This window comes from Stenotrophomonas sp. ESTM1D_MKCIP4_1 (assembly GCF_003086895.1).
In the GTDB taxonomy this organism is placed as follows: domain Bacteria; phylum Pseudomonadota; class Gammaproteobacteria; order Xanthomonadales; family Xanthomonadaceae; genus Stenotrophomonas.
This window is the reverse complement of sequence record NZ_CP026004.1, coordinates 638,451-657,484: the sequence shown is the minus strand read 5'-3', so window position 1 is coordinate 657,484 and position 19,034 is coordinate 638,451. Positions and strand designations below refer to the sequence as shown.

Genomic DNA, 19,034 nt, shown 5'->3' with positions numbered 1-19,034 from the left:
GCGTTATTCGCGTGATTTACTGCGGGTATTGCCGAACGCCGCGCAGCGACAGAAAACCGGGCGCGAGCGACGTGCGGTTACTGCGGTATGAACAGATTTGAAACAGGGCTCAAGTGTTAACGGGAACTTTCAAGGTCGTCAAGAGTTTGACGCAGGAAATGCCATTGCCGTGAACCAGTTCACTATTCCGCGTATTTATCAGCTGATTTTGTTAGGAGCGCGTGACGCACCGTTGACGCCATGTAAATGCATGTAACTGACGGGCACGGCAGGAGTTTCTGCCCGGATAATGAAAAACCCGGCAGTCGCCTGCCGGGTTTTCCGTACTTCAACGCATTGCCGCCTGCGCGGATGCTGCTATCAGCCGCACCACACGCGTGCGTTGCGGAACATGCGCATCCACGGCGAGTCACCCTGCCACTCGGCCGGGGCCCAGCTCAGGTTGAGTGCACGCGGGGTGCGTTCCGGGTGCGGCATCATGATGGTGACGCGGCCGTCGGTGCTGGTCAGGCCGGTGATGCCGTCCGGCGAACCGTTCGGGTTCAGCGGGTACTGGCTGGCCACGTTGCCATTGCCATCGACGTAGCACAGCGCCACGCGCGCGGCGGCCTGGTCCACGGCAGAATCGAACACTGCCTGGCCTTCGCCATGGGCTACGGCCACCTGCAGTCGCGAACCGGCCATGCCACGCAGCAGGATCGACGGCGACTCCACCACTTCCAGCAGCGCGGTACGGGCTTCAAACTGCTCGCTGGCATTGCGGCGGAACTGCGGCCAATGCTCGGCACCGGGGATGATGGCCTTCAGCTGGCTCATCATCTGACAGCCGTTGCACACGCCCAGGGCGAAGCTGTCTTCGCGTGCGAAGAACGCAGCGAAGGCATCACGCAGGGCGCTGCGCTCGAGGATCGAGGTCGCCCAGCCGCGGCCGGCACCGAGCACGTCGCCGTAGCTGAAGCCACCACAGGCCACCAGGCCGGTGAATTCCTGCAGGGCCACCCGACCTTCGATGAGGTCGCTCATATGCACGTCGAAGGCGCGGAAGCCGGCACGTTCAAAGGCGTTGGCCATTTCGATCTGGCCGTTGACGCCCTGCTCGCGCAGCACGGCCACGCGCGGGCGCGCACCGGTGTTGATGAACGGTGCCGCCACGTCCTCATTGAGGTCGAAGCTGAGCTTGGGCTTCAGGCCCGGCGCGGTAAAGGCACGGGCAACTTCACGCTCGGCATCGGCATTGGCGGGGTTGTCGCGGCGCTTCTGCATCGCGTGGGTAACCGACCACCAAGCGTCGAACAGCGCTTCCCAGCGCCATTCGGCCAGGCTCTCGTTGCCCAGCGACACACGCACCACCGGTGCGGTGGTCGGCCGGGCAATGCGCTGCGCACACTCGGTCAGGGCGTGGCGCTCGACCAGGTCGGCAAAGGCCGCGCGGTCTTCGCGGGCGATCTGCACCACGGCGCCCAGCTCTTCGTTGAACAGGCTGCGGAACGGATCGTCGCCCCAGGCATCGAGGGTGATGTCCAGGCCCAGGCGCGAGGTGAAGGCCATTTCGCACAGCGCGGCGAAGGCACCGCCGTCGCTGCGGTCGTGGTACGCCAGCAGCAGGCCGGACTGGCGCGCATCGCGGATCAGTTCAAAGAAGCCCCGCAGGCGCTGCGGGTCATCCAGATCCGGGGCGGCACCGGCGAACGCAGGCAGGTCACCATGGTCGGCGTGCACCTGGGCCAGGATCGAACCGCCCAGGCGCTGCTTGCCGGCCCCCAGGCCGATCAGCCACAGCTCGCTGTCCACGTCGCGGTCAAGCAGCGGGGTCAGCTGCTGGCGCACGTCGGCCACCGGCGCGAACGCCGAGATGACCAGCGACACCGGCGAGACGCTCTTGTGCGCTTCGCCCTGGTCGTGCCACTGCGCCTGCATCGACAGCGAGTCCTTGCCCACCGGGATGCTGATGTCCAGCTGCGGGCACAGCTCCATGCCCACGGCCTTCACCGCGTCATACAGCAGCGCGTCTTCACCTGGGTGGCCGGCAGCGGCCATCCAGTTGGCCGACAGCTTGATTTCATCCAGTGCATCGACCGGGGCCGCACACAAATTGGTCAGTGCTTCGCCCACGGCCATGCGTGCCGATGCGGCGGCATCGAGCAGGGCCAGCGGGGTGCGCTCGCCCAGCGACATGGCCTCGCCGGCCACGCCGTCGAAATCGGCCAGGGTGATGGCCACATCGGCCACCGGCAGCTGCCACGGGCCGACCATCTGCTCACGCGCGGTCAGGCCACCGACGCTGCGGTCGCCAATGGTGACCAGGAAGTTCTTCGAGGCCACCGTCGGGTGCGCAAGCACGCGCAGGCCGGCCTCGTGCAGATCCAGGCCGCCGGTCTTCAGCGACGGCCAGCGCGGTGCCGGCGGGTGCGCGGTATCGCGGTGCATCTTCGGCGGCTTGCCGAACAGCACGTCCATCGGCAGGTCGATCGGCGCATCGGCCGGGGTGTGGCCGGGCACGGCGCCGTAAGCCACGACAAGGTGTTCTTCGGCCGTGGCCACGCCCACCGCAGCGAACGGGCAGCGCTCGCGGGCGCACAGCGCAGCGAACTCAGCCAGGCGTTCCTGGGCCACGCCCAGCACGTAGCGTTCCTGCGATTCGTTGCACCACAGCTGCATCGGCGACAGCGACGGATCATCGGTGGGCACCTTGCCCAGGTCGATGACACCGCCGACATTGGAGTCGTGCAGCAGCTCGGGGATGGCATTGGACAGGCCACCGGCACCGACGTCATGGAAGAACTTGATGGGGTTGTTGCTGCCCATCGCCACGCAGCGGTCGATGACTTCCTGGCAGCGGCGCTCCATTTCCGGGTTGTCGCGCTGCACGCTGGCGAAGTCCAGGTCCTCGGCGCTTTCGCCGGAGGCCACCGAACTGGCGGCACCACCGCCCAGGCCGATCAGCATCGCCGGACCGCCCAGCACGATGACCGCATCACCGGCCTGCAGGCGGATCTTGTCGACCTGGATGCGATCAATCGCGCCCAGGCCACCGGCCAGCATGATCGGCTTGTCGTAGGCGCGGACCAGATCCGGCCCTTCGGGCAGCTCGAAGCTGCGGAAGTAACCAAGCAGGTTCGGGCGACCGAATTCGTTGTTGAACGCAGCGCCGCCCAGCGGACCGTCGGTCATGATTTCCAGCGCCGGGGCCATGCGCGGGTTCAGCGCGCGCGGCGCTTCCCACGGCTGCGGCAGCTCGGGAATGCGCAGATGCGAGACCGAGAAGCCGGACAGGCCCGCCTTCGGCTTGCCGCCACGACCGGTGGCGCCTTCATCGCGGATCTCGCCACCGTTGCCGGTCGAGGCACCCGGGAACGGCGCGATCGCGGTCGGGTGGTTGTGCGTTTCCACCTTGATCTGGAAGGCGCTGGCCACGCGCGGTTCGGCGCGGTATTCGCCACTGGCCGGATCCGGGCGGTAGCGTGCAGCCAGATGGCCTTCGATCACCGCGGCATTGTCGCTGTACGCGCTGAGCGTGTGCTGCGGGGTCTGCTGGTGGGTGTTCTTGATCATCCGGAACAGCGAACGGTCCTGTTCCTGGCCGTCGATGGTCCAGCTGGCGTTGAAGATCTTGTGGCGGCAGTGCTCGGAGTTGGCCTGCGCGAACATCATCAGTTCGACGTCGGACGGGGAGCGGCCCAGCGCGGTGAAACGTTCGCGCAGGTAGTCGATCTCGTCCTGGGCCATGGCCAGGCCAAGGCGCTGGTTGGCGGCTTCCAGCTGCTCCACCGGTACGCGTTCCAGTTCGCCGCGGGCCGGGGCGGTGAACAGGGCCTGGCCCTGGTCCACCGTCTCCAGCACCGACTGCGTCATCGGGTCATGCAGGGCCTTGACCAGCGCCTGCTGGGCGGCAGCGTCGGTGGGCCAGCCCTGCACGTCGATGCGAAGCCCGCGCTCGACCCGGCTGACCGGCTGGCCGGCACCGCGGACCAGTTCGGTGGCCTTGCTGGACCAGGGCGAGAGGGTGCCCAGGCGGGGCACGACGATGCGGCTGACGGCGCCGTCGGCGGCGGCTTCGGCCTGCGGCCGGGCTTCCAGGATGCGGCACAGGGTGTCCACATCGGGGGCGGCCGTGCCTTCGGGCTGCACGAAGTAGACGTGCCAGGCACCGCTGATGCGCAGGGAGGGAGCGATGGACTGCAGGCGGGATTCAAGGCGTTCGCGGCGGAACAGCGACAGGGCGGGCGCGCCCTCGAGGACCATCATGTCCGGGGAACCGTAGTTGGGAAACGGGCCCGACATTGTACCGGAACCGGGGGGTGGGTCTTTGGCCGGGCGGCGCCCGGCACCCGCAGAGGCGCCCAAGCCACGGCAACGGCCGGAGCAACAGCCGGAGCAACAGCAACAGCGGGTTTTCTGGGGGATGGCGGGGTGGCTCAGGTTGCGGGGGACGGCGCAAGTACGTCCATGGGGGCTTGGTCGCGCCTTGCTCGTGTGCGCTGTCCTGCGCACACCGCAAGACCGGGGTTGGGCGTCCTGCCCAACCCGCCCGAGGCATGCCTCGGGCCCATGCCGCTCCCCCCCCCGCAACCGGACCCACCCCGCCTTCGACAGTTTCCCGCGAGCTGCCGGAACGGCACGGGGTCGGATCCCGTTGCCTGGCAACGGGCTCTGACCCTGGTTCTGCGATGCGCGGCCGCTGGCTGGCAACAGGGAAACAAAGCAAAAGCAGGAAGTCAGGCATCGAGAGCGAAGCGACCGGCTTTTGCTTTTGAATTTTTCTTTTGTCTTTCGTGGCTGGGCGCGCAGGAACCTGTCCGTGGCCGGGCGGGTGGGTTGCGCAGGGGCGCAGGCGCCATGGATGGCGCCTACGAGCTTACATGGACGTACTTGCAGCGTCCCCTGCGCAACCCACCCGCCCGGCCAACCCACAAATTTCACAGAACGCCCAAGCCACGAGGGGCCCCGCCGATGGCAGCCAACCGCGCGCCAGCGCCGCCCTTCGCCGGAATCCCGGAATCCCGGAATCCCGGAACCATGCGCTCGCTCACGGATTGGCCGGGCAATTGATGACAACGTTGTCCCCACTTGGCCCCGGACTCTCTCCCCGGCCAGCCAGGTACCCCGTCCGCCCCCACCGTCGCCCTTACCCGGGCGACGTCCGGACCTGCGTCACGCGCGGTGCCATCCGGGCCCGCACGCCATCCGAGATCGGAGACACACCATGTACGACAAGCTTGTGCAGAGTGCCGATGTACGCAGTGCCGAACGCTCCTCCCGCTCCCCCCGCCCGCGCCGCCTGGCCTGGCTGCTGGCCCTGGCCGCCGGGGCTGCCGCCCTGCCCGGCCTGGCCCAGGCGGCCAGCTGTGCCGGCGTCGCCGAATGGAACCAGGCCAGGATCTACCGGGCCGGCGATACCCTGCAGAAGGGAGGAGTCCTGTACCGGGCGAACCAGGACATCTGGAACGCGCCGCCGGACCACCCGGCTGGGGCGCCCTACTACACCAACCTCGGTGCCTGTGACGGCAGCGGCGCCAACCAGCCGCCGGTGGTCAGCCTGACCTCGCCCGCCAACGGCGCCACCTTCAGCGCCGGCAGCACGGTCACCGTGAACGCCAGCGCCAGCGACCCCGATGGCAGCGTCAGCAAGGTCGAGTTCTTCCGCGATGGCAGCTCCATCGGCGTGGATACCAGCGCGCCGTACAGCGCCAGCTGGGCCAACGCCAGCGCCGGCAGCCACACCCTGCGTGCGGTGGCCACCGACAACAACAACGCCACTGCCAGCACCGCCACCATCACCATCACCGTCAACGCCGCCAGCGGCGATACCACCGCGCCGAGCGTGCCCGGCGGCCTGGCCGTGGGCACCCGCACGGCCAGCAGCATCGCACTGAGCTGGAGCCCCTCCACCGACAACACCGGTGGCAGCGGCCTGGCCGGCTACGATGTGTACCGCAACGGCAGCCTGGTCGGCTCGCCGTCCAGCGCCAGCTACGTCGATGGCGGCCTGACCGCCTCGACCACTTATAGCTACCGCGTCCGTGCCCGCGACAACGCCGGCAATGCCTCGGCGCAGGGTACGGCGGTCAGCGCCACGACGCTGGCCGGCACCGGCGGTGGCACCGGCAAGCGGGTCATCGGCTACTTCACCCAATGGGGTATCTACGGCCGCAACTACCGGGTGAAGAACATCGACAGCAGCGGCTCGGCCGCGCGCCTGACCCATATCAACTACGCCTTCGGCAACGTCCGCAACAACCGCTGCGAAGTTGGCGTCACCCAGCCCTCGGACCCGAACACCGGAGCCGGGGGCGATGCGTTCGCCGATTACAGCAAGGCCTTCGGCGCCGGTGAGAGCGTCAGCGGCGGCGCCGATACCTGGGACCAGCCGCTGCGTGGCAACTGGAACCAGCTCAAGCAGCTCAAGGCCAAGTACCCGAACCTGAAGGTACTGATCTCGCTGGGCGGCTGGACCTGGTCGCGCGGCTTCTCCAGCGCGGCGCGCCCGGAAAACCGCCAGGCCTTCGTTGCCTCGTGCATCGACGCCTACATCAAGGGCAACCTGCCGGTGACCGACGGTGCCGGTGGCGTGGGCGCTGCGCTGGGCGTGTTCGATGGCATCGACATCGACTGGGAGTACCCGGTGGCCTGCGGCATCGACTGCGGCAAGCCGGAAGACAATGCCAACTTCACCGCGCTGATGGCCGAGTTCCGCCGCCAGCTTGATGCGGTGCGCCCGGGGCTGCTGCTGACCGTGGCGGTGGGCGCGGGCATCGACAAGATCCGGGTGACCGATCCGGCCGCGTACCACCCGTACCTGGACTACATCAACGTGATGACCTACGACTTCCACGGTGCGTGGGATGCGAAGACCAATCACCAGTCGGCGTTGTTCGATTCGCCCAGTGACCCGTCCACTGGCGACCAGAAGCTTTACAACAGCAATGACGCCATCGAGGCCTTCATCAGCCGTGGGGTGCCGGCAGCCAAGCTCAACCTGGGCATCGGCTACTACGGCCGTGGCTGGACCGGGGTCGCCAACGGCAACAACGGCATGTACCAGACTGCCGGCGGCGCCGCACCGGGCACCTACGAGGCGGGCATTGAAGACTGGAAGGTGCTGAAGAACCTGGCGTGGCAGGGCTACACCGACAACACCGCCGGCGCCACCTGGATCTACAACGGCAGCACGCTGTGGAGCTTTGACACCCCGGCCAACATCACCCGCAAGATGGGCTACGTGAAAACCCAGGGCCTGGGCGGCGCGTTCGTCTGGGAATTCAGCGGTGACGATGCACAGGGCACGCTGACCAAGGCGGTCAGTGACGGTCTGCAGTAAGGAAAAAGCCGGGGACGCATCGCGTCCCCGGCCTCTGGCCTGTAGAGCCGAGCCCATGCCCGGCCGATGTTTCCGCAGCCGAGCATGGGCTCGGCTCTACAGCAGATGACGTGCAGCGTTCAGCGCTTGGCCGACAGCTTCTCCAGTGCTGCGCGCAGCTGTGCCGGTGGCAGGTAGCCGCCCAGCTGGGTGCCATCGGGCGCGAAGATGGCCGGCGTGCCGCTGACGCCCAGCTGCTGGCCCAGCGCGTACTGCATGGCCACCGGGTTGGTGCAGTTCTTCGCTGGCACCGCGCCGCCGCGCTTGGCATTGGTCAGCGCCTGGCGACGGTCAGCCGCGCACCAGACCGAGATCATGTCGACGTAGTCCTTGCTGCCCAGCCCCATGCGCGGGAAGGCCAGGTATTCGACGGTGATGCCGTTGCGGTTGAGCTCGGCGATGTCCTGGTGCAGCTTCCGGCAGTAACCGCACTCGATGTCGGTGAACACGCTGATGGTGTACTTCGCGTTCGGTGCCGCGAACACGATGCGGTCACCGTGGTTGGCCTTCGCCAGCAGATCGCGCCGGTAGCCCAGCAGGCCTTCGCTGTTGGCCGGGCCCTTGGCCTGGATGTCGTAGGGCTGCGACTGGAACAGGTAACGACCATCATCGGATACGTACAACAACTGGCCGGACACCAGCACTTCGCGGAACCCCGGGAACGGCGCCGAGCCGACGTAATCCACCTTGGAACCAGGGATGAGCGTGGCCAGTGCAGCGCGCACCTTCTGTTCGGGCGTGCCATTGGCGGCCGGGCTGGCCTTGGCGGCTGCGGCCGGTGCCTTGGCGGCAGGCGGTGCGGGTTGGGCGCAGGCGGTCAGGCTGGCCGCACTGAACAATGCAGCGATGGCAAATCGGAACATGGGCAATCCGCTGGGAATCAGACCCCGGATTCTGACACAGGCCCAGGTGACGGGCCGCGACCGTGCGCACGTCCGCCGACCACAGCGCCGCAGGTTGTTCAGCCGCGCGGATGGTGGCGGGCGTGCAGCTTCTGCAGGTGCTCGCGCGCCACCAGCGTGTAGATCTGGGTGGTGGACAGTGAACTGTGACCCAGCAGCATCTGCAGCGCGCGCAGATCCGCACCGCGATTCAACAGGTGGGTGGCGAAGCTGTGGCGCAGTCCGTGCGGACTGATCCGCGCCGGGTCGATGCCGGCCACCTGCGCATGGCGCTTGACCAGGTGCCAGAAGGACTGCCGGGTGAGTGCATGCAGGCTGGGCTCGACGAACAGTGGCGTCTGCCCATCGGCCAGCGCATGCACCTTGCCCTTGCCCACCAGCTGCGGCCGCGACTGCTGCAGGTAACGCTCCAGCCAGTACTGCGATTCCTCGCCCAGTGGCACCAGGCGCTCCTTGCTGCCCTTGCCGGTCACCCGCAGCACCCCCTGGCGCAGGTTCACCGCCGTCGCCGGCAGCAGCACCAGTTCACTTACGCGCAGGCCGGCGGCGTACATCAGTTCCAGCATGGCGCGGTCGCGCAGCCCCAGCGGGCTGTCGATGTCCGGCGCGGCCAGCAGCGCATCGATCTGGCTTTCAGCCAGCGCCTTGGGCAGCAGGCGGGGCAGCTTGGGCGGATCCAGCAACGCGCTGGGGTCTTCGCTGCGCTCGCCACGGCGCACGCCATCGGCGAAGAACGCGCGCAGCGCCGACAGCAGGCGTGCGTTGCTGCGCGGCGACCAGCCATGGCGGGTGCGCCAGGCAAGGTAATCAAACAGCCCCGGACGCTCGATGCCGGCCAAGCCGCCCTCGCGGCCATCCCTCCAGCGCGCCAGCCCTTCCAGGTCACGCCGGTAACTGTCCAGGGTGGCGCGGGCCAGGCCGTTCTCGGCCCAGATCGCATCGAGGAAGCGCTGGATGCGCACGCTGTCGTCGGCGCGCAGTTCCGGCAGCTGGGTGACCAGCTGGCGGCGTTCGGCAGGGGTGGACATGACGGCCATGCGTGCAGGATACGAGGCCCACTGCGGGCGCGGCCAGCTTTGCGTATGCTCGGCGCATGTCCCGCCCTGCCACCGACACGGCCACTGCGGCCACCACCGGAACGCCCCGCCCACGTGCGCTGCTGCCGTGGCGCGTGCTGGCGATGGTCTACGACGCATTGCCGGTGCTGGCGCTGTGGATGCTGGCCGGCACGCTGTTCACCCTGGCCTACACCTTCAGCGGGCATGCCCAGCGCGAGAACATCGCCCCGTTCAGTGCCTGGCAGTGGCTGCTGTGGGCGGTCTGCTGGGCGGTGACCGGGTGGTACGCCACGGCCAGCTGGCGCCGTGGCGGGCAGACCCTGGGCATGCGCCCGTGGCGGCTGAAACTGGAATCGCATGATGGCATGCCGCTGCGGCGCCGCCAGCTGTGGTTGCGCTTTGCCGTGGCCACGCTGTCGCTGCTGCTGGGCGGGCTGGGCTTCTGGTGGGCATGGCTGGACCGCCAGCGCCTGACCTGGCACGACCGCGCCAGCGGCACCCGCATGGTGCGGATGCCGAAGCGCTGAAGGAATCCGCCGGGCATGGCCCGGCGCTACCGATGTGTAGTCGAACTTGCTCGACTACGCCGCACGCGGGTCAGGTTTCCGGCAGGATCACCGCCGGCTGCGTCCAAAGATCGAAGAACTGCGACGAGAACTCGCTGGCCTTCACGCCGTCGGGCACCGACATCTTGCCGTTGAGCTTTCCCTGGGCCGTGGCGAAGTCCTGCCAGAGCTTCAGGCTGGCCTTTTTCAGGCGTTTCTGCTCACCGGCATCACTGGCAGCCAGGTACTGCGCATACAGTTCGCGCATCGGCTTGCCCTGCTCCTCGAACGCCGCCGGCAGTTCCGGCAGGCTGGCCGCGGTGAACGCAACCGTCGCTTCAGGCGTTCTGTAACCGCCTGGTCCGAACGCAGCGCGCAGATCGTCCTCGGCGTCGAGGTACTCGAAGAACCCAGGCACGTTGTAGAGCTTGGTGCGGTAATCCGATGAGGTATCCGGGCTGTTGGACATCACCATTTCCGGCAGCTCGCCCAGCAGGCCGACATCCCAGCGGCGCGGAATGAACAGGCCGGTCGCCTTTACGTACGGCCCTTCGATCTCGACGTCATTCAGCTCGACCTTCGAGGCCAGGCCGCCGGAATTGGTCTTGCTGGTGACGTACTGCTCGGTGACGATCACGTACTCACCCAGCGTCGGGTTGATCAGGCCGCCGATACCGTCGGCATAGACCACCATGCGCACCGTGCCGATCTTCTCGCTCTGCAGCCGGTACTGCCCCGGTTCCAGGCTGATGGGCACGGCGGTATGCGGCGCAATGACGTGCTGCTGCGCGTCGATGGTCAGGGTGACCGGCTTGTCGGTGGGATTGTCGATCTCGAAATCGACCGGACGTGAACAGCCCACCAGCAACAGCAGGGCAGCAAGCGAGGGAAACAGACGTGTACGGATCATGTTCATCCTTGAAGTGAAGGCGAGCGCAACGCGCGCGCTCGCAGTGAAGGCGGGCCCGCGTGACAACGTGCGGGCCCGCCGGGTCCAGTGAAACAGTTGCGGGCGGCCTCCGGCCGCGCCGACGCTATCGGCGCCGGAACAACCAGCCGGATACCGCCAGCATGACGATGGGCGGCAACGCGTAGGCAATGCGGTAATCGAACTTCAGGGCACCGGCCATGCGCCCGAAGAACAGCTGCAGCAGCCAGAAGCCCAGCGCGAACAGGATGCCCAGGAACAGGCGCTTGCCCATGCCACCACTGCGCAGCGAACCGAACGCGAACGGCACGGCCGCCAGACACAGCGCCAGCACGTTCAACGGGTAGAACCAGCGGCTCCAGTAGATGTCCTCGAAATCGCGGGCATCCAGGCCGTTGCGCTCGCGGTACTCGATGCTGGTGCGCAGTTCGGACACGCTCAGGTTGCGCGGCTTGGCGATGCCCGTCGCCAGCGCGCCAGCGTCCAGCTTGGAATCCCAAGGCTCGCGTGCGGCTTCCTCGCGGGTCGCGCCACGCTCGGCGAAGGTGTCACGCTTGACCCCGGTCAACACCCAGCCGTCCTTGTCGTGCTCGGCGGTCGCCGCATGGGTGAGCGAGGCGATGTTGCCGTCCTCGGCGATGCGGTACAGACGCACGTCGCGCAGGATCAACCGCGTTCCCTTGTCACCGACCAGCTGCTCTTCGCCACTGGCGGCATTGAGGAAGGTGTCTCCCTCGCGGGCCCACAGGCCCGAATAACGGGCCGTGGTCACATCGGTGCCCCACTTGGCGCTCATCTTCAGCGCATCGGCACGGCTCTGACCCCACGGGCCGAGGGTCTCGGCACTGATCACCATCACGCCGGTCAGCAGCGAGAGCGCGATCGCCACCGAGACGCTCAGGCGCCTGCGCGACAGGCCCAGCGCGCGCAACGCGGTCAGCTCGGAGGTGGCGGCCAGCTGGCCCAGGCCCATCAGTGCGCCGATCACCGCAGCGGTCGGGAAGAACGTATAGGCACGGCGCGGCACGGTGTACAGCACCCACGCGGCGGCATGGCCCAGCGAATAGCCGTTCTTGCCGATGTCCTTGAACTCGCCGGAGAACGCCATCACCACGTCCAGGCCGGTCAGCACCGCCCAGGTAAGCAGCACGGTGGTGAACACCGCACGGCCCAGGTAGAAGTCGAAACGCATCGGTCGCAGCGTCATGCGCGGGCTCCCTTCGGGCGCGCCAGGCGGCCATCGCGGAAATACATCCACAGCGCGAAGCCCAGCAGTGGCAGGGTCAGCCACCACAGGCCGATGGCGGGCGGAACCTTGCCGTCCGTGATCCAGCCACTGCCGATGAACATCAGGTTGGTGCCGACCATGTAGGCCAGCAGGGCCAGCATCATCCGCCCATAGCGCTGCTGGCGCGGCGAACTGCGGCCCAGCGGCACGGTCAGCAGGGCGAAGGCCAGGGCGATCAGCGGCGGGGCGATGCGGCGGTGCAGCTGGGCCTTGGCCTCGGGCCGGTCGTCACCCAGCAGCTGCAGGGTCGGCATCAGCTCGGGGTCGTCCTCGGCCTTGGCCTGGGCCCCATCCGGCAGCGCCACGTCGTTGCGGGCGAAGGTGGCCAGGCGGTAATCCAGCGCGCCCGCCAGCGGGCCCTCCACCTGGTGGCCATCGTCCAGTTCCAGGAAGCGCTGCTGCTTGCCCTCGAAGAACATGCGGCCCCCGGCGGCGGACACCACTTCCAGGCGGTCATCCTTCTGCCGCTGCAGGAACACCCGGCCCAGCTTGGTGCCATCGGGCGAAATCGAGGACAGGTAGACCACCCCGCCATTGGGCAGCGGGGTGAAGCGGCCCGGCTCCAGGCCGGCCATCAGCACGCTGCGGTTGGCGTCCTGGATCATCTGCTCGGCGGTACGGCCGGCCCAGGGGCCCAGCCACAGGGAGCAGGCCCCGACCAGCAGCACCACCGGCACCACCAGCATCAGCAGGGGCCGCAGCAGGCGCTTGGGGCCCACGCCAATGGCCGTCAGCACCGCCATCTCCGAATCGCGGTAGAGGCGGCCAATGGCCAGCAGCAGGCCCAGCATCAGCGCCAGCGGCAGGATCAGCGGCATGTAGGCGATGAACTGCAGGCCCAGCTGCGAGAACAGCAGCTTGGCCGGCAGGCGTCCGTCGGCGATGTTGCCGAGGATGTCCACCAGCACGCCGCCCACGCTGACCACCAGCAGGACGATCAGGGTAGCCAGGAAACTCTGGACGAAATCGCCCAGCAGGTATCGGTCGAGCTTCAACATGGGGCGGTGGTTTAAACTCTGGGGTTCGTTCGCGGTGCCGCCCAGTCTACTGTCTGGGCGTAAACGGCCTGCGATTGTACGGACTCGCCAATGGAATCTGCTCAATGGCCCTCGAATTCACCCTGAACCACCTCGCGCCGGCCGCCGCCAGCGTCGACTGCCTGGTGGTCGGCGCGTATGCCGACCACTCCCTGACCCCGGCCGCCCAGGCCCTGGACGCCGCCAGCGGCGGCCGCCTGGCCGCCCTGGCCCAGCGCGGCGACCTGTCCGGCAAGACCGGCGCCACCACCCTGCTGCATGACCTGCCGGGCGTCAGCGCCCCGCGCGTGCTGGTGGTCGGCCTGGGCGAGGCCGCCCGTTTCGGCGTGCCGCAGTACCTGAAGGCTGTCGGCGACGCCGTGCGCGCACTGAAGGCCGGCGCCGCCCGCAGCGCGCTGTTCACCCTGTCCGAAGTGGCCATCAAGGACCGCGACGCCGCCTGGGCGATCCGCCAGGCCGTGATCGCCGCGGACCACGCCGCCTACCGCTACACCGCCACCCTGGGCAAGAAGAAGACCGACGATGCCGGTCTGGCCCAGCTGGCCATTGCCGGTGACGACGCCCAGGCGCTGGCCCAGGGCCAGGCCATCGCCGCCGGTGTCGAGTTCGCCCGCGAACTGGGCAACCTGCCGCCGAACTACTGCACCCCGGCCTATCTGGCTGAAGTGGGCGTGAAATTCGCCGGCGAGCATGAAGGTGCCGAAGCCGACATCCTCGACGAACACCAGATGGAAGCGCTGGGCATGGGTTCGCTGCTGGCCGTGGCCCGTGGTTCGGCCAACCGCCCGCGCCTGGTCGTGCTGAAATGGTCCGGCGGCGGTGACGCCAAGCCGTACGTGCTGGTCGGCAAGGGCATCACCTTCGACACCGGTGGCGTGAACCTGAAGACCCAGGGCGGCATCGAGGAAATGAAGTACGACATGTGCGGTGGCGCCAACGTCATCGGCACCTTCGTCGCCACCGTGAAGGCGAAGCTGCCGCTGAACCTGGTGGTGGTCGTGCCGGCCGTGGAAAACGCCATCGACGGCAACGCCTACCGCCCGTCCGACGTGATCACCTCGATGTCCGGCAAGACCATCGAAGTGGGCAACACCGACGCCGAAGGCCGCCTGATCCTGTGCGATGCGCTGACCTACGCACAGCGCTTCGAGCCGCAGGCCCTGGTGGACGTGGCCACCCTGACCGGCGCCTGCCTGGTGGCCCTGGGCCACCAGACCGCCGGCCTGATGAGCAAGCATGACGATCTGGCAAACGAGCTGCTGGCTGCCGGTGAGCACGTGTTCGACCGCGCCTGGCGCCTGCCGCTGTGGGACGAATACCAGCCGATGCTGGATTCGACCTTCGCCGACGTCTACAACATCGGCGGCCGCTGGGCCGGCGCCATCACCGCCGGCTGCTTCCTGTCGCGCTTCGCCGAAGGCCAGCGCTGGGCGCACCTGGACATCGCCGGCGTAGCCAGCGATGAAGGCAAGCGTGGCATGGCCACCGGCCGCCCGGTGGGCCTGCTGAGCCAGTGGCTGCTGGACCAGGCCGCCCGCGCCTGATGCCGTACCTGCCCCTGGCCGGCGCCCGCCGGCCGGGGCATTCTCCGGCCTGCCCCCGCCCGGCACGCCGGGCCCCTGCCCGACCCGGACCCTGCCATGCCCCGCGCTGATTTCTACCTGATCGCCAAGCCCCGTTTCCTGACCGAGCCGCTGCGCCTGGTCTGCGAACTGGCACGCAAGGCCAACGATGCCGGGCTGCCCGCCCTGGTGCTGGCACGCGACCAGGCCCAGGCCGAAGAACTGGACGAACTGCTCTGGTCGTTCGACGAGGATGCCTACATCCCGCACCAGATCGTCGGCGAGGACGTGGACGAGGAAGAGGCCGTGGTGCTCATTTCCATCCCCGGGGATGAGGCGCCGATGCGCCCGCTGGTCATCAACCTGCGCGACGACCCCTGGCTGGGCCAGTGCGAGCGCGTGCTGGAAGTGGTACCGGCCGACCCGGAAGCGCGCGAACCGCTGCGCGAGCGCTGGCGCCAGTACAAGACCGCCGGCTACGACCTGAACAAGCACGACATGTGAGCCCGCGGCGGCCCCCTTGATGGGCCGCCCCGGCGCCCTGATCCTTCAACGATTACCTCCTGGTTCCCCCGCATGACCCAACTCGACTCCAGCTACGCTCCGAAGTCCTTCGAGACCGATCTCTACGAGAAGTGGGAGAAGGACGGCCACTTCAAGCCGTCCGGCAAGGGCGAGCCGTACACCATCCTGCTGCCGCCGCCGAACGTGACCGGCACCCTGCACATGGGCCATGCCTTCCAGCAGACCCTGATGGATGCGCTGGTGCGCTACCACCGCATGCGCGGCTACGACACGCTGTGGCAGGTCGGTACCGACCATGCCGGCATCGCCACCGAAATGGTGGTCAGCCGCAACCTGGCGCTGGAAGGCAAGGGCGAGACCCGCGATTCGCTGGGCCGCGAAGGCTTCATCGGCAAGGTCTGGGAGTGGAAGCAGCAGTCCGGTGACACCATCGAGCGGCAGATGCGCCGCCTGGGCACCTCGGCCGACTGGTCGCGCAGCACCTTCACCATGGACCCGCAGCCGTCCGAAGCGGTGATCGAGGCCTTCGTGCGCTGGCACGAACAGGGCCTGATCTACCGCGGCCAGCGCCTGGTCAACTGGGATCCGGTGCTGAAGACGGCGATCTCGGACCTGGAAGTGGAGAGCGCCGAGGAAGACGGTTTCCTGTGGTCGATCGCCTACACGCTGGATGAGGGCCTGAGCTACGAACACGTCGAGCGCGATGCCGACGGCGTGGAAACCCTGCGCGAAACCCGCGATTACCTGGTCGTGGCCACCACCCGCCCGGAAACCCTGCTGGGCGACACCGCGGTGATGGTGCACCCGGAAGACGAGCGCTATGCGCACCTGATCGGCAAGAGCGTGGTGCTGCCGCTGACCGGCCGCCGCGTGCCGGTGATCGCCGATGACTACGTGGACCGCGCGTTCGGTACCGGCGTGGTCAAGGTCACCCCGGCGCACGATTTCAACGATTACCAGGTAGGCGTGCGCCACAGCCTGCCGATGATCAACCTGTTCACCCCGGTGGCGGCGCTGAATGAAAACGCGCCCGAACGCTTCCAGGGCCTGGACCGCTACGAAGCGCGCAAGGCCGTGCTGGCCGAGCTGGAAGACCTGGGCATCCTGGTGGAAACCAAGGCGCACAAGCTGCAGGTGCCGCGCGGTGACCGTACCGGGCAGGTGATCGAGCCCTACCTGACCGACCAGTGGTTCGTGAAGATGGATGAGCTGGCGCGTCGTGGCCTGGAGCTGGTCGAGAACGGCAGCATCGCCTTCGTGCCGCCGAACTGGATCAACACCTACCGCCACTGGATGGCCAACATCCAGGATTGGTGCATCAGCCGCCAGCTGTGGTGGGGCCATCGCATTCCGGCCTGGTTCGATGCCGCCACCGGCAGCTGCTACGTCGGCCGTAGCGAAGATGAAGTGCGCGCAAAGAACAACCTCGGCAGCGACGTGGTGCTGACCCAGGAAAGCGATGTGCTGGAGACCTGGTTCTCCTCGCAGCTGTGGCCGTTCTCCACGCTGGGCTGGCCGAACGAACAGGCCATGGCCGAGCGCGGCTTCGACCGCTACCTGCCGTCGTCGGTGCTGGTCACCGGCTTCGACATCATCTTCTTCTGGGTGGCCCGCATGATCATGGCCACCGACAACCTGACCGGGAAGATCCCGTTCAAGGACGTCTACTTCACCGGCCTGATCCGCGACGGCCAGGGCCAGAAGATGTCCAAGAGCAAGGGCAATGTGCTCGATCCGCTGGATATCATCGACGGCATCAGCATCGACGACCTGGTGGCCAAGCGCACCGGCGGCCTGATGCAGCCGAAGATGGTGGAGAAGATCGAGAAGGCGACCCGCAAGGAGTTCCCGGACGGCATCGCCGCGCACGGTGCCGACGCGCTGCGCTTCACCATCGCCGCGCTGGCCACCCACGGCCGCGACATCAAGTTCGACATGAACCGCGCCGAGGGCTACAAGAACTTCTGCAACAAGCTGTGGAATGCCAGCCGCTTCACCCTGATGAATACCGAGGGTGCCGCGTTCAACGGCGTGCCGACGCCGCGTACCGATGCCGAGCGCTGGATCCTGGCGCGCCTGGCCGCCGTGTCCGCCGATGCACAGGGCCACTACGCCAACTACCGCTTCGACCTGCTGGCGCAGTGCCTGTACGAGTTCGCCTGGAACGAGTTCTGCGACTGGTTCCTGGAACTGAGCAAGCCGGCACTGAACGGCGCGGACGCTGCCGATGCCGACAGCACCCGCCACACCCTGCTGTACGTGCTGGAAGCGCTGCTGCGCCTGCTGCACCCGCTCACCCCGTTCATCACCGAACAGCTGTGGCAGCAGCTGGCCCCGCGCCTGGGCCTGGCCGAAACCACCCTGTCGCTGCGCCCGTACCCGACCGCCGACGAATTCGCTGGCGATTTCGCCCAGGCCGAGGCCGACGTGGAATGGCTGAAGGCGGTGATCAGTGCGGTGCGCCGCGTGCGCAGTGAACTGAACGTGGCCCCGTCCAAGCTGGTGCCGCTGCGTCTGCAGGCCGGCCTGGAACTGGACCGCGTGCGCATCGAGCGCTTCAGCGCCTCGCTGTCGTTCCTGCTGAAGCTGGACAGCATCCAGTGGCTGGGTGAGGGGGAAAGCGCACCGCCGGCCGCCGCCGCGATCGTGGGTGAGCTGAAGCTGCTGGTGCCGCTGGAAGGCCTGGTCGATCTCGACGCCGAGCGTGCGCGCCTGGACAAGGAGATCAAGCGCGTGGAAAGCGAGAAGGAAAAGAGCGAGGCCAAGCTGGCGAAGTTCACCGACAAGGTGCCGCCGGCCGTGGTCGAGCAGGAGCGCGTGCGACTGGTCGACTGGAACACCCAGCTGGCCGGCCTGCAGGAACAGCGCGCGAAGCTTTAACAGCTGCAGGCGGGTGCCAACCAGGGTTGGCATCTACCAACGCGGAATCGGAAACGCCGGGCACTGCCCGGCGTTTCCCTTTCTACCCCATGGCATCATCAGGCGATGCCGCTTTCCATCTTCCTGCTGGTCCTGGCCGCTGCTGCGCTGCATGCCAGCTGGAACGCGATCGTCAAACGCGGGCCGGACAAATTCCTCGGCACTGTGCTGGTCACCGGCAGTGCCGCGCTGCTGTCGGCCGCAGCCCTGCCCCTGCTGCCATTGCCGGCGTCGGACAGCTGGCCGTGGCTGGCCGCGTCGGTGTTGCTGCAGGTGACCTATTACGGTCTGGTCGCACGCTGCTACCAGCAGGTGGACATGAGCCTGGCCTACCCGCTGATGCGCGGCTGCGCACCGATCCTGATCGCGCTGGCCGGCAGCCTGTTCGGGCAGGCGCTGCCGCCGGCCGCATGGCTGGGCGTGGTGCTGGTCAGTACCGGCATCCTGTGCATGGCATTGGGTGCGCGCGGCGGACAGCTCGGCCTGCCGCTGCTGACAGCGTTGATGATCGCCACCTACACACTGGTCGACGCACACGGCGCGCGGCAGTCGGGAAGCGCGCTGGCCTACACGCTGTGGCTGTTCCTGCTGTCCGGCCTCCCCTTGCCGCTGTGGGCGCTGTACAGGCGGCGCAGTGCGGTGCTGGCCTATGCGCGCCAGCACTGGCCGCTGGGGCTGGCCGGCGGCGTCGGCACCACCGCCTCCTATGCGATGGCACTGTGGGCGATGACCCAGGTACCAGTGGCGATGGTGTCGGCACTGCGCGAAGCGTCGATCCTGTTCGCGCTGCTGATTTCGGTGTTGGTACTGCGCGAGCGCGTGCCGCGGGCGCGCTGGCTGGCAGCGGGATTGATCGTCGGGGGCGTGCTGGCGCTGCGGATGGCATGAACACCCCATCGGCAGTGCCGGCCAC

12 protein-coding genes are annotated in these 19,034 nt (G+C 67.8%); 6 read left to right on the top strand and 6 right to left on the bottom strand.

Annotated features, from left to right (window positions below; genetic code table 11):
- Positions 1-360: 360 nt before the first annotated feature.
- On the bottom strand, positions 361-4,245 hold the full coding sequence (gene purL, locus C1924_RS02945) for a phosphoribosylformylglycinamidine synthase (RefSeq protein WP_108766949.1): 3,885 nt from the start codon (positions 4,243-4,245) through the stop codon (positions 361-363).
- Positions 4,246-5,203: 958 nt separating this feature from the next.
- Here purL and C1924_RS02940 point away from each other — a divergent pair.
- Positions 5,204-7,318, top strand: a complete 2,115-nt coding sequence (locus tag C1924_RS02940; RefSeq protein WP_108764006.1) for a glycosyl hydrolase family 18 protein — start codon at positions 5,204-5,206, stop codon at positions 7,316-7,318.
- A gap of 119 nt (positions 7,319-7,437) precedes the next feature.
- Here the strand turns inward: C1924_RS02940 and C1924_RS02935 are convergent, their stop codons facing one another.
- Both C1924_RS02935 and xerD read right to left on the bottom strand, forming a co-directional pair.
- Entirely contained in the window at positions 7,438-8,220 is a 783-nt protein-coding gene (locus C1924_RS02935) for a DsbC family protein (protein ID WP_108764005.1), read from the bottom strand.
- Between the two features lie 98 nt (positions 8,221-8,318).
- Complete coding sequence (gene xerD / locus C1924_RS02930; RefSeq protein ID WP_108764004.1) at positions 8,319-9,296, bottom strand: site-specific tyrosine recombinase XerD; 978 nt, start codon at positions 9,294-9,296, stop codon at positions 8,319-8,321.
- A gap of 56 nt (positions 9,297-9,352) precedes the next feature.
- Here xerD and C1924_RS02925 point away from each other — a divergent pair, with 56 nt between their 5' ends.
- Entirely contained in the window at positions 9,353-9,844 is a 492-nt protein-coding gene (locus C1924_RS02925) for an RDD family protein (RefSeq protein ID WP_108764003.1), read from the top strand.
- 70 nt (positions 9,845-9,914) lie between these two features.
- Here the strand turns inward: C1924_RS02925 and C1924_RS02920 are convergent, their stop codons facing one another.
- The 3 genes from C1924_RS02920 to lptF all read right to left on the bottom strand — a co-directional run bounded on the left by C1924_RS02920 (position 9,915) and on the right by lptF (position 13,076).
- Positions 9,915-10,772 carry a hypothetical protein gene (locus tag C1924_RS02920; protein WP_108764002.1) on the bottom strand — a complete coding sequence of 286 codons (858 nt, stop codon included), beginning with the start codon at positions 10,770-10,772 and terminating at the stop codon, positions 9,915-9,917.
- Between the two features lie 124 nt (positions 10,773-10,896).
- On the bottom strand, positions 10,897-11,997 hold the full coding sequence (gene lptG, locus C1924_RS02915; RefSeq protein ID WP_108764001.1) for an LPS export ABC transporter permease LptG: 1,101 nt from the start codon (positions 11,995-11,997) through the stop codon (positions 10,897-10,899).
- A complete protein-coding gene (lptF, locus tag C1924_RS02910; RefSeq protein WP_108764000.1) occupies positions 11,994-13,076 on the bottom strand; it encodes an LPS export ABC transporter permease LptF in 1,083 nt (360 codons plus the stop codon). The genes lptG and lptF overlap by 4 nt, the downstream gene beginning before the upstream one ends.
- A gap of 104 nt (positions 13,077-13,180) precedes the next feature.
- On the opposite strand from lptF, the gene C1924_RS02905 reads away from it, so the two are divergent.
- The 4 genes from C1924_RS02905 to C1924_RS02890 all read left to right on the top strand — a co-directional run bounded on the left by C1924_RS02905 (position 13,181) and on the right by C1924_RS02890 (position 19,009).
- A complete protein-coding gene (locus C1924_RS02905; RefSeq protein WP_108763999.1) occupies positions 13,181-14,659 on the top strand; it encodes a leucyl aminopeptidase in 1,479 nt (492 codons plus the stop codon).
- A 96-nt stretch (positions 14,660-14,755) separates the two neighbouring features.
- Positions 14,756-15,181, top strand: coding sequence for a DNA polymerase III subunit chi (locus C1924_RS02900; RefSeq protein ID WP_108763998.1), 426 nt, complete (start codon positions 14,756-14,758; stop codon positions 15,179-15,181).
- Between the two features lie 72 nt (positions 15,182-15,253).
- Complete coding sequence (locus C1924_RS02895; RefSeq protein WP_108763997.1) at positions 15,254-18,082, top strand: valine--tRNA ligase; 2,829 nt, start codon at positions 15,254-15,256, stop codon at positions 18,080-18,082.
- A gap of 105 nt (positions 18,083-18,187) precedes the next feature.
- Positions 18,188-19,009: an EamA family transporter gene (locus C1924_RS02890; RefSeq protein WP_108763996.1), complete on the top strand. Its 822-nt coding sequence runs from the start codon at positions 18,188-18,190 to the stop codon at positions 19,007-19,009.
- The last annotated feature ends 25 nt before the right edge of the window (positions 19,010-19,034 follow it).

Excerpts from the sequence above, each read along its gene's own strand:
- purL (WP_108766949.1), bottom strand. The coding sequence starts at position 4,245 with ATGATGGTCCTCGAGGGCGCGCCCGCCCTGTCGCTGTTCCGCCGCGAA.
- C1924_RS02940 (WP_108764006.1), top strand. The coding sequence starts at position 5,204 with ATGTACGACAAGCTTGTGCAGAGTGCCGATGTACGCAGTGCCGAACGC.
- C1924_RS02935 (WP_108764005.1), bottom strand. The coding sequence starts at position 8,220 with ATGTTCCGATTTGCCATCGCTGCATTGTTCAGTGCGGCCAGCCTGACC.
- xerD (WP_108764004.1), bottom strand. The coding sequence starts at position 9,296 with ATGGCCGTCATGTCCACCCCTGCCGAACGCCGCCAGCTGGTCACCCAG.
- C1924_RS02925 (WP_108764003.1), top strand. The coding sequence starts at position 9,353 with ATGTCCCGCCCTGCCACCGACACGGCCACTGCGGCCACCACCGGAACG.
- C1924_RS02920 (WP_108764002.1), bottom strand. The coding sequence starts at position 10,772 with ATGATCCGTACACGTCTGTTTCCCTCGCTTGCTGCCCTGCTGTTGCTG.
- lptG (WP_108764001.1), bottom strand. The coding sequence starts at position 11,997 with ATGACGCTGCGACCGATGCGTTTCGACTTCTACCTGGGCCGTGCGGTG.
- lptF (WP_108764000.1), bottom strand. The coding sequence starts at position 13,076 with ATGTTGAAGCTCGACCGATACCTGCTGGGCGATTTCGTCCAGAGTTTC.
- C1924_RS02905 (WP_108763999.1), top strand. The coding sequence starts at position 13,181 with ATGGCCCTCGAATTCACCCTGAACCACCTCGCGCCGGCCGCCGCCAGC.
- C1924_RS02900 (WP_108763998.1), top strand. The coding sequence starts at position 14,756 with ATGCCCCGCGCTGATTTCTACCTGATCGCCAAGCCCCGTTTCCTGACC.
- C1924_RS02895 (WP_108763997.1), top strand. The coding sequence starts at position 15,254 with ATGACCCAACTCGACTCCAGCTACGCTCCGAAGTCCTTCGAGACCGAT.
- C1924_RS02890 (WP_108763996.1), top strand. The coding sequence starts at position 18,188 with ATGCCGCTTTCCATCTTCCTGCTGGTCCTGGCCGCTGCTGCGCTGCAT.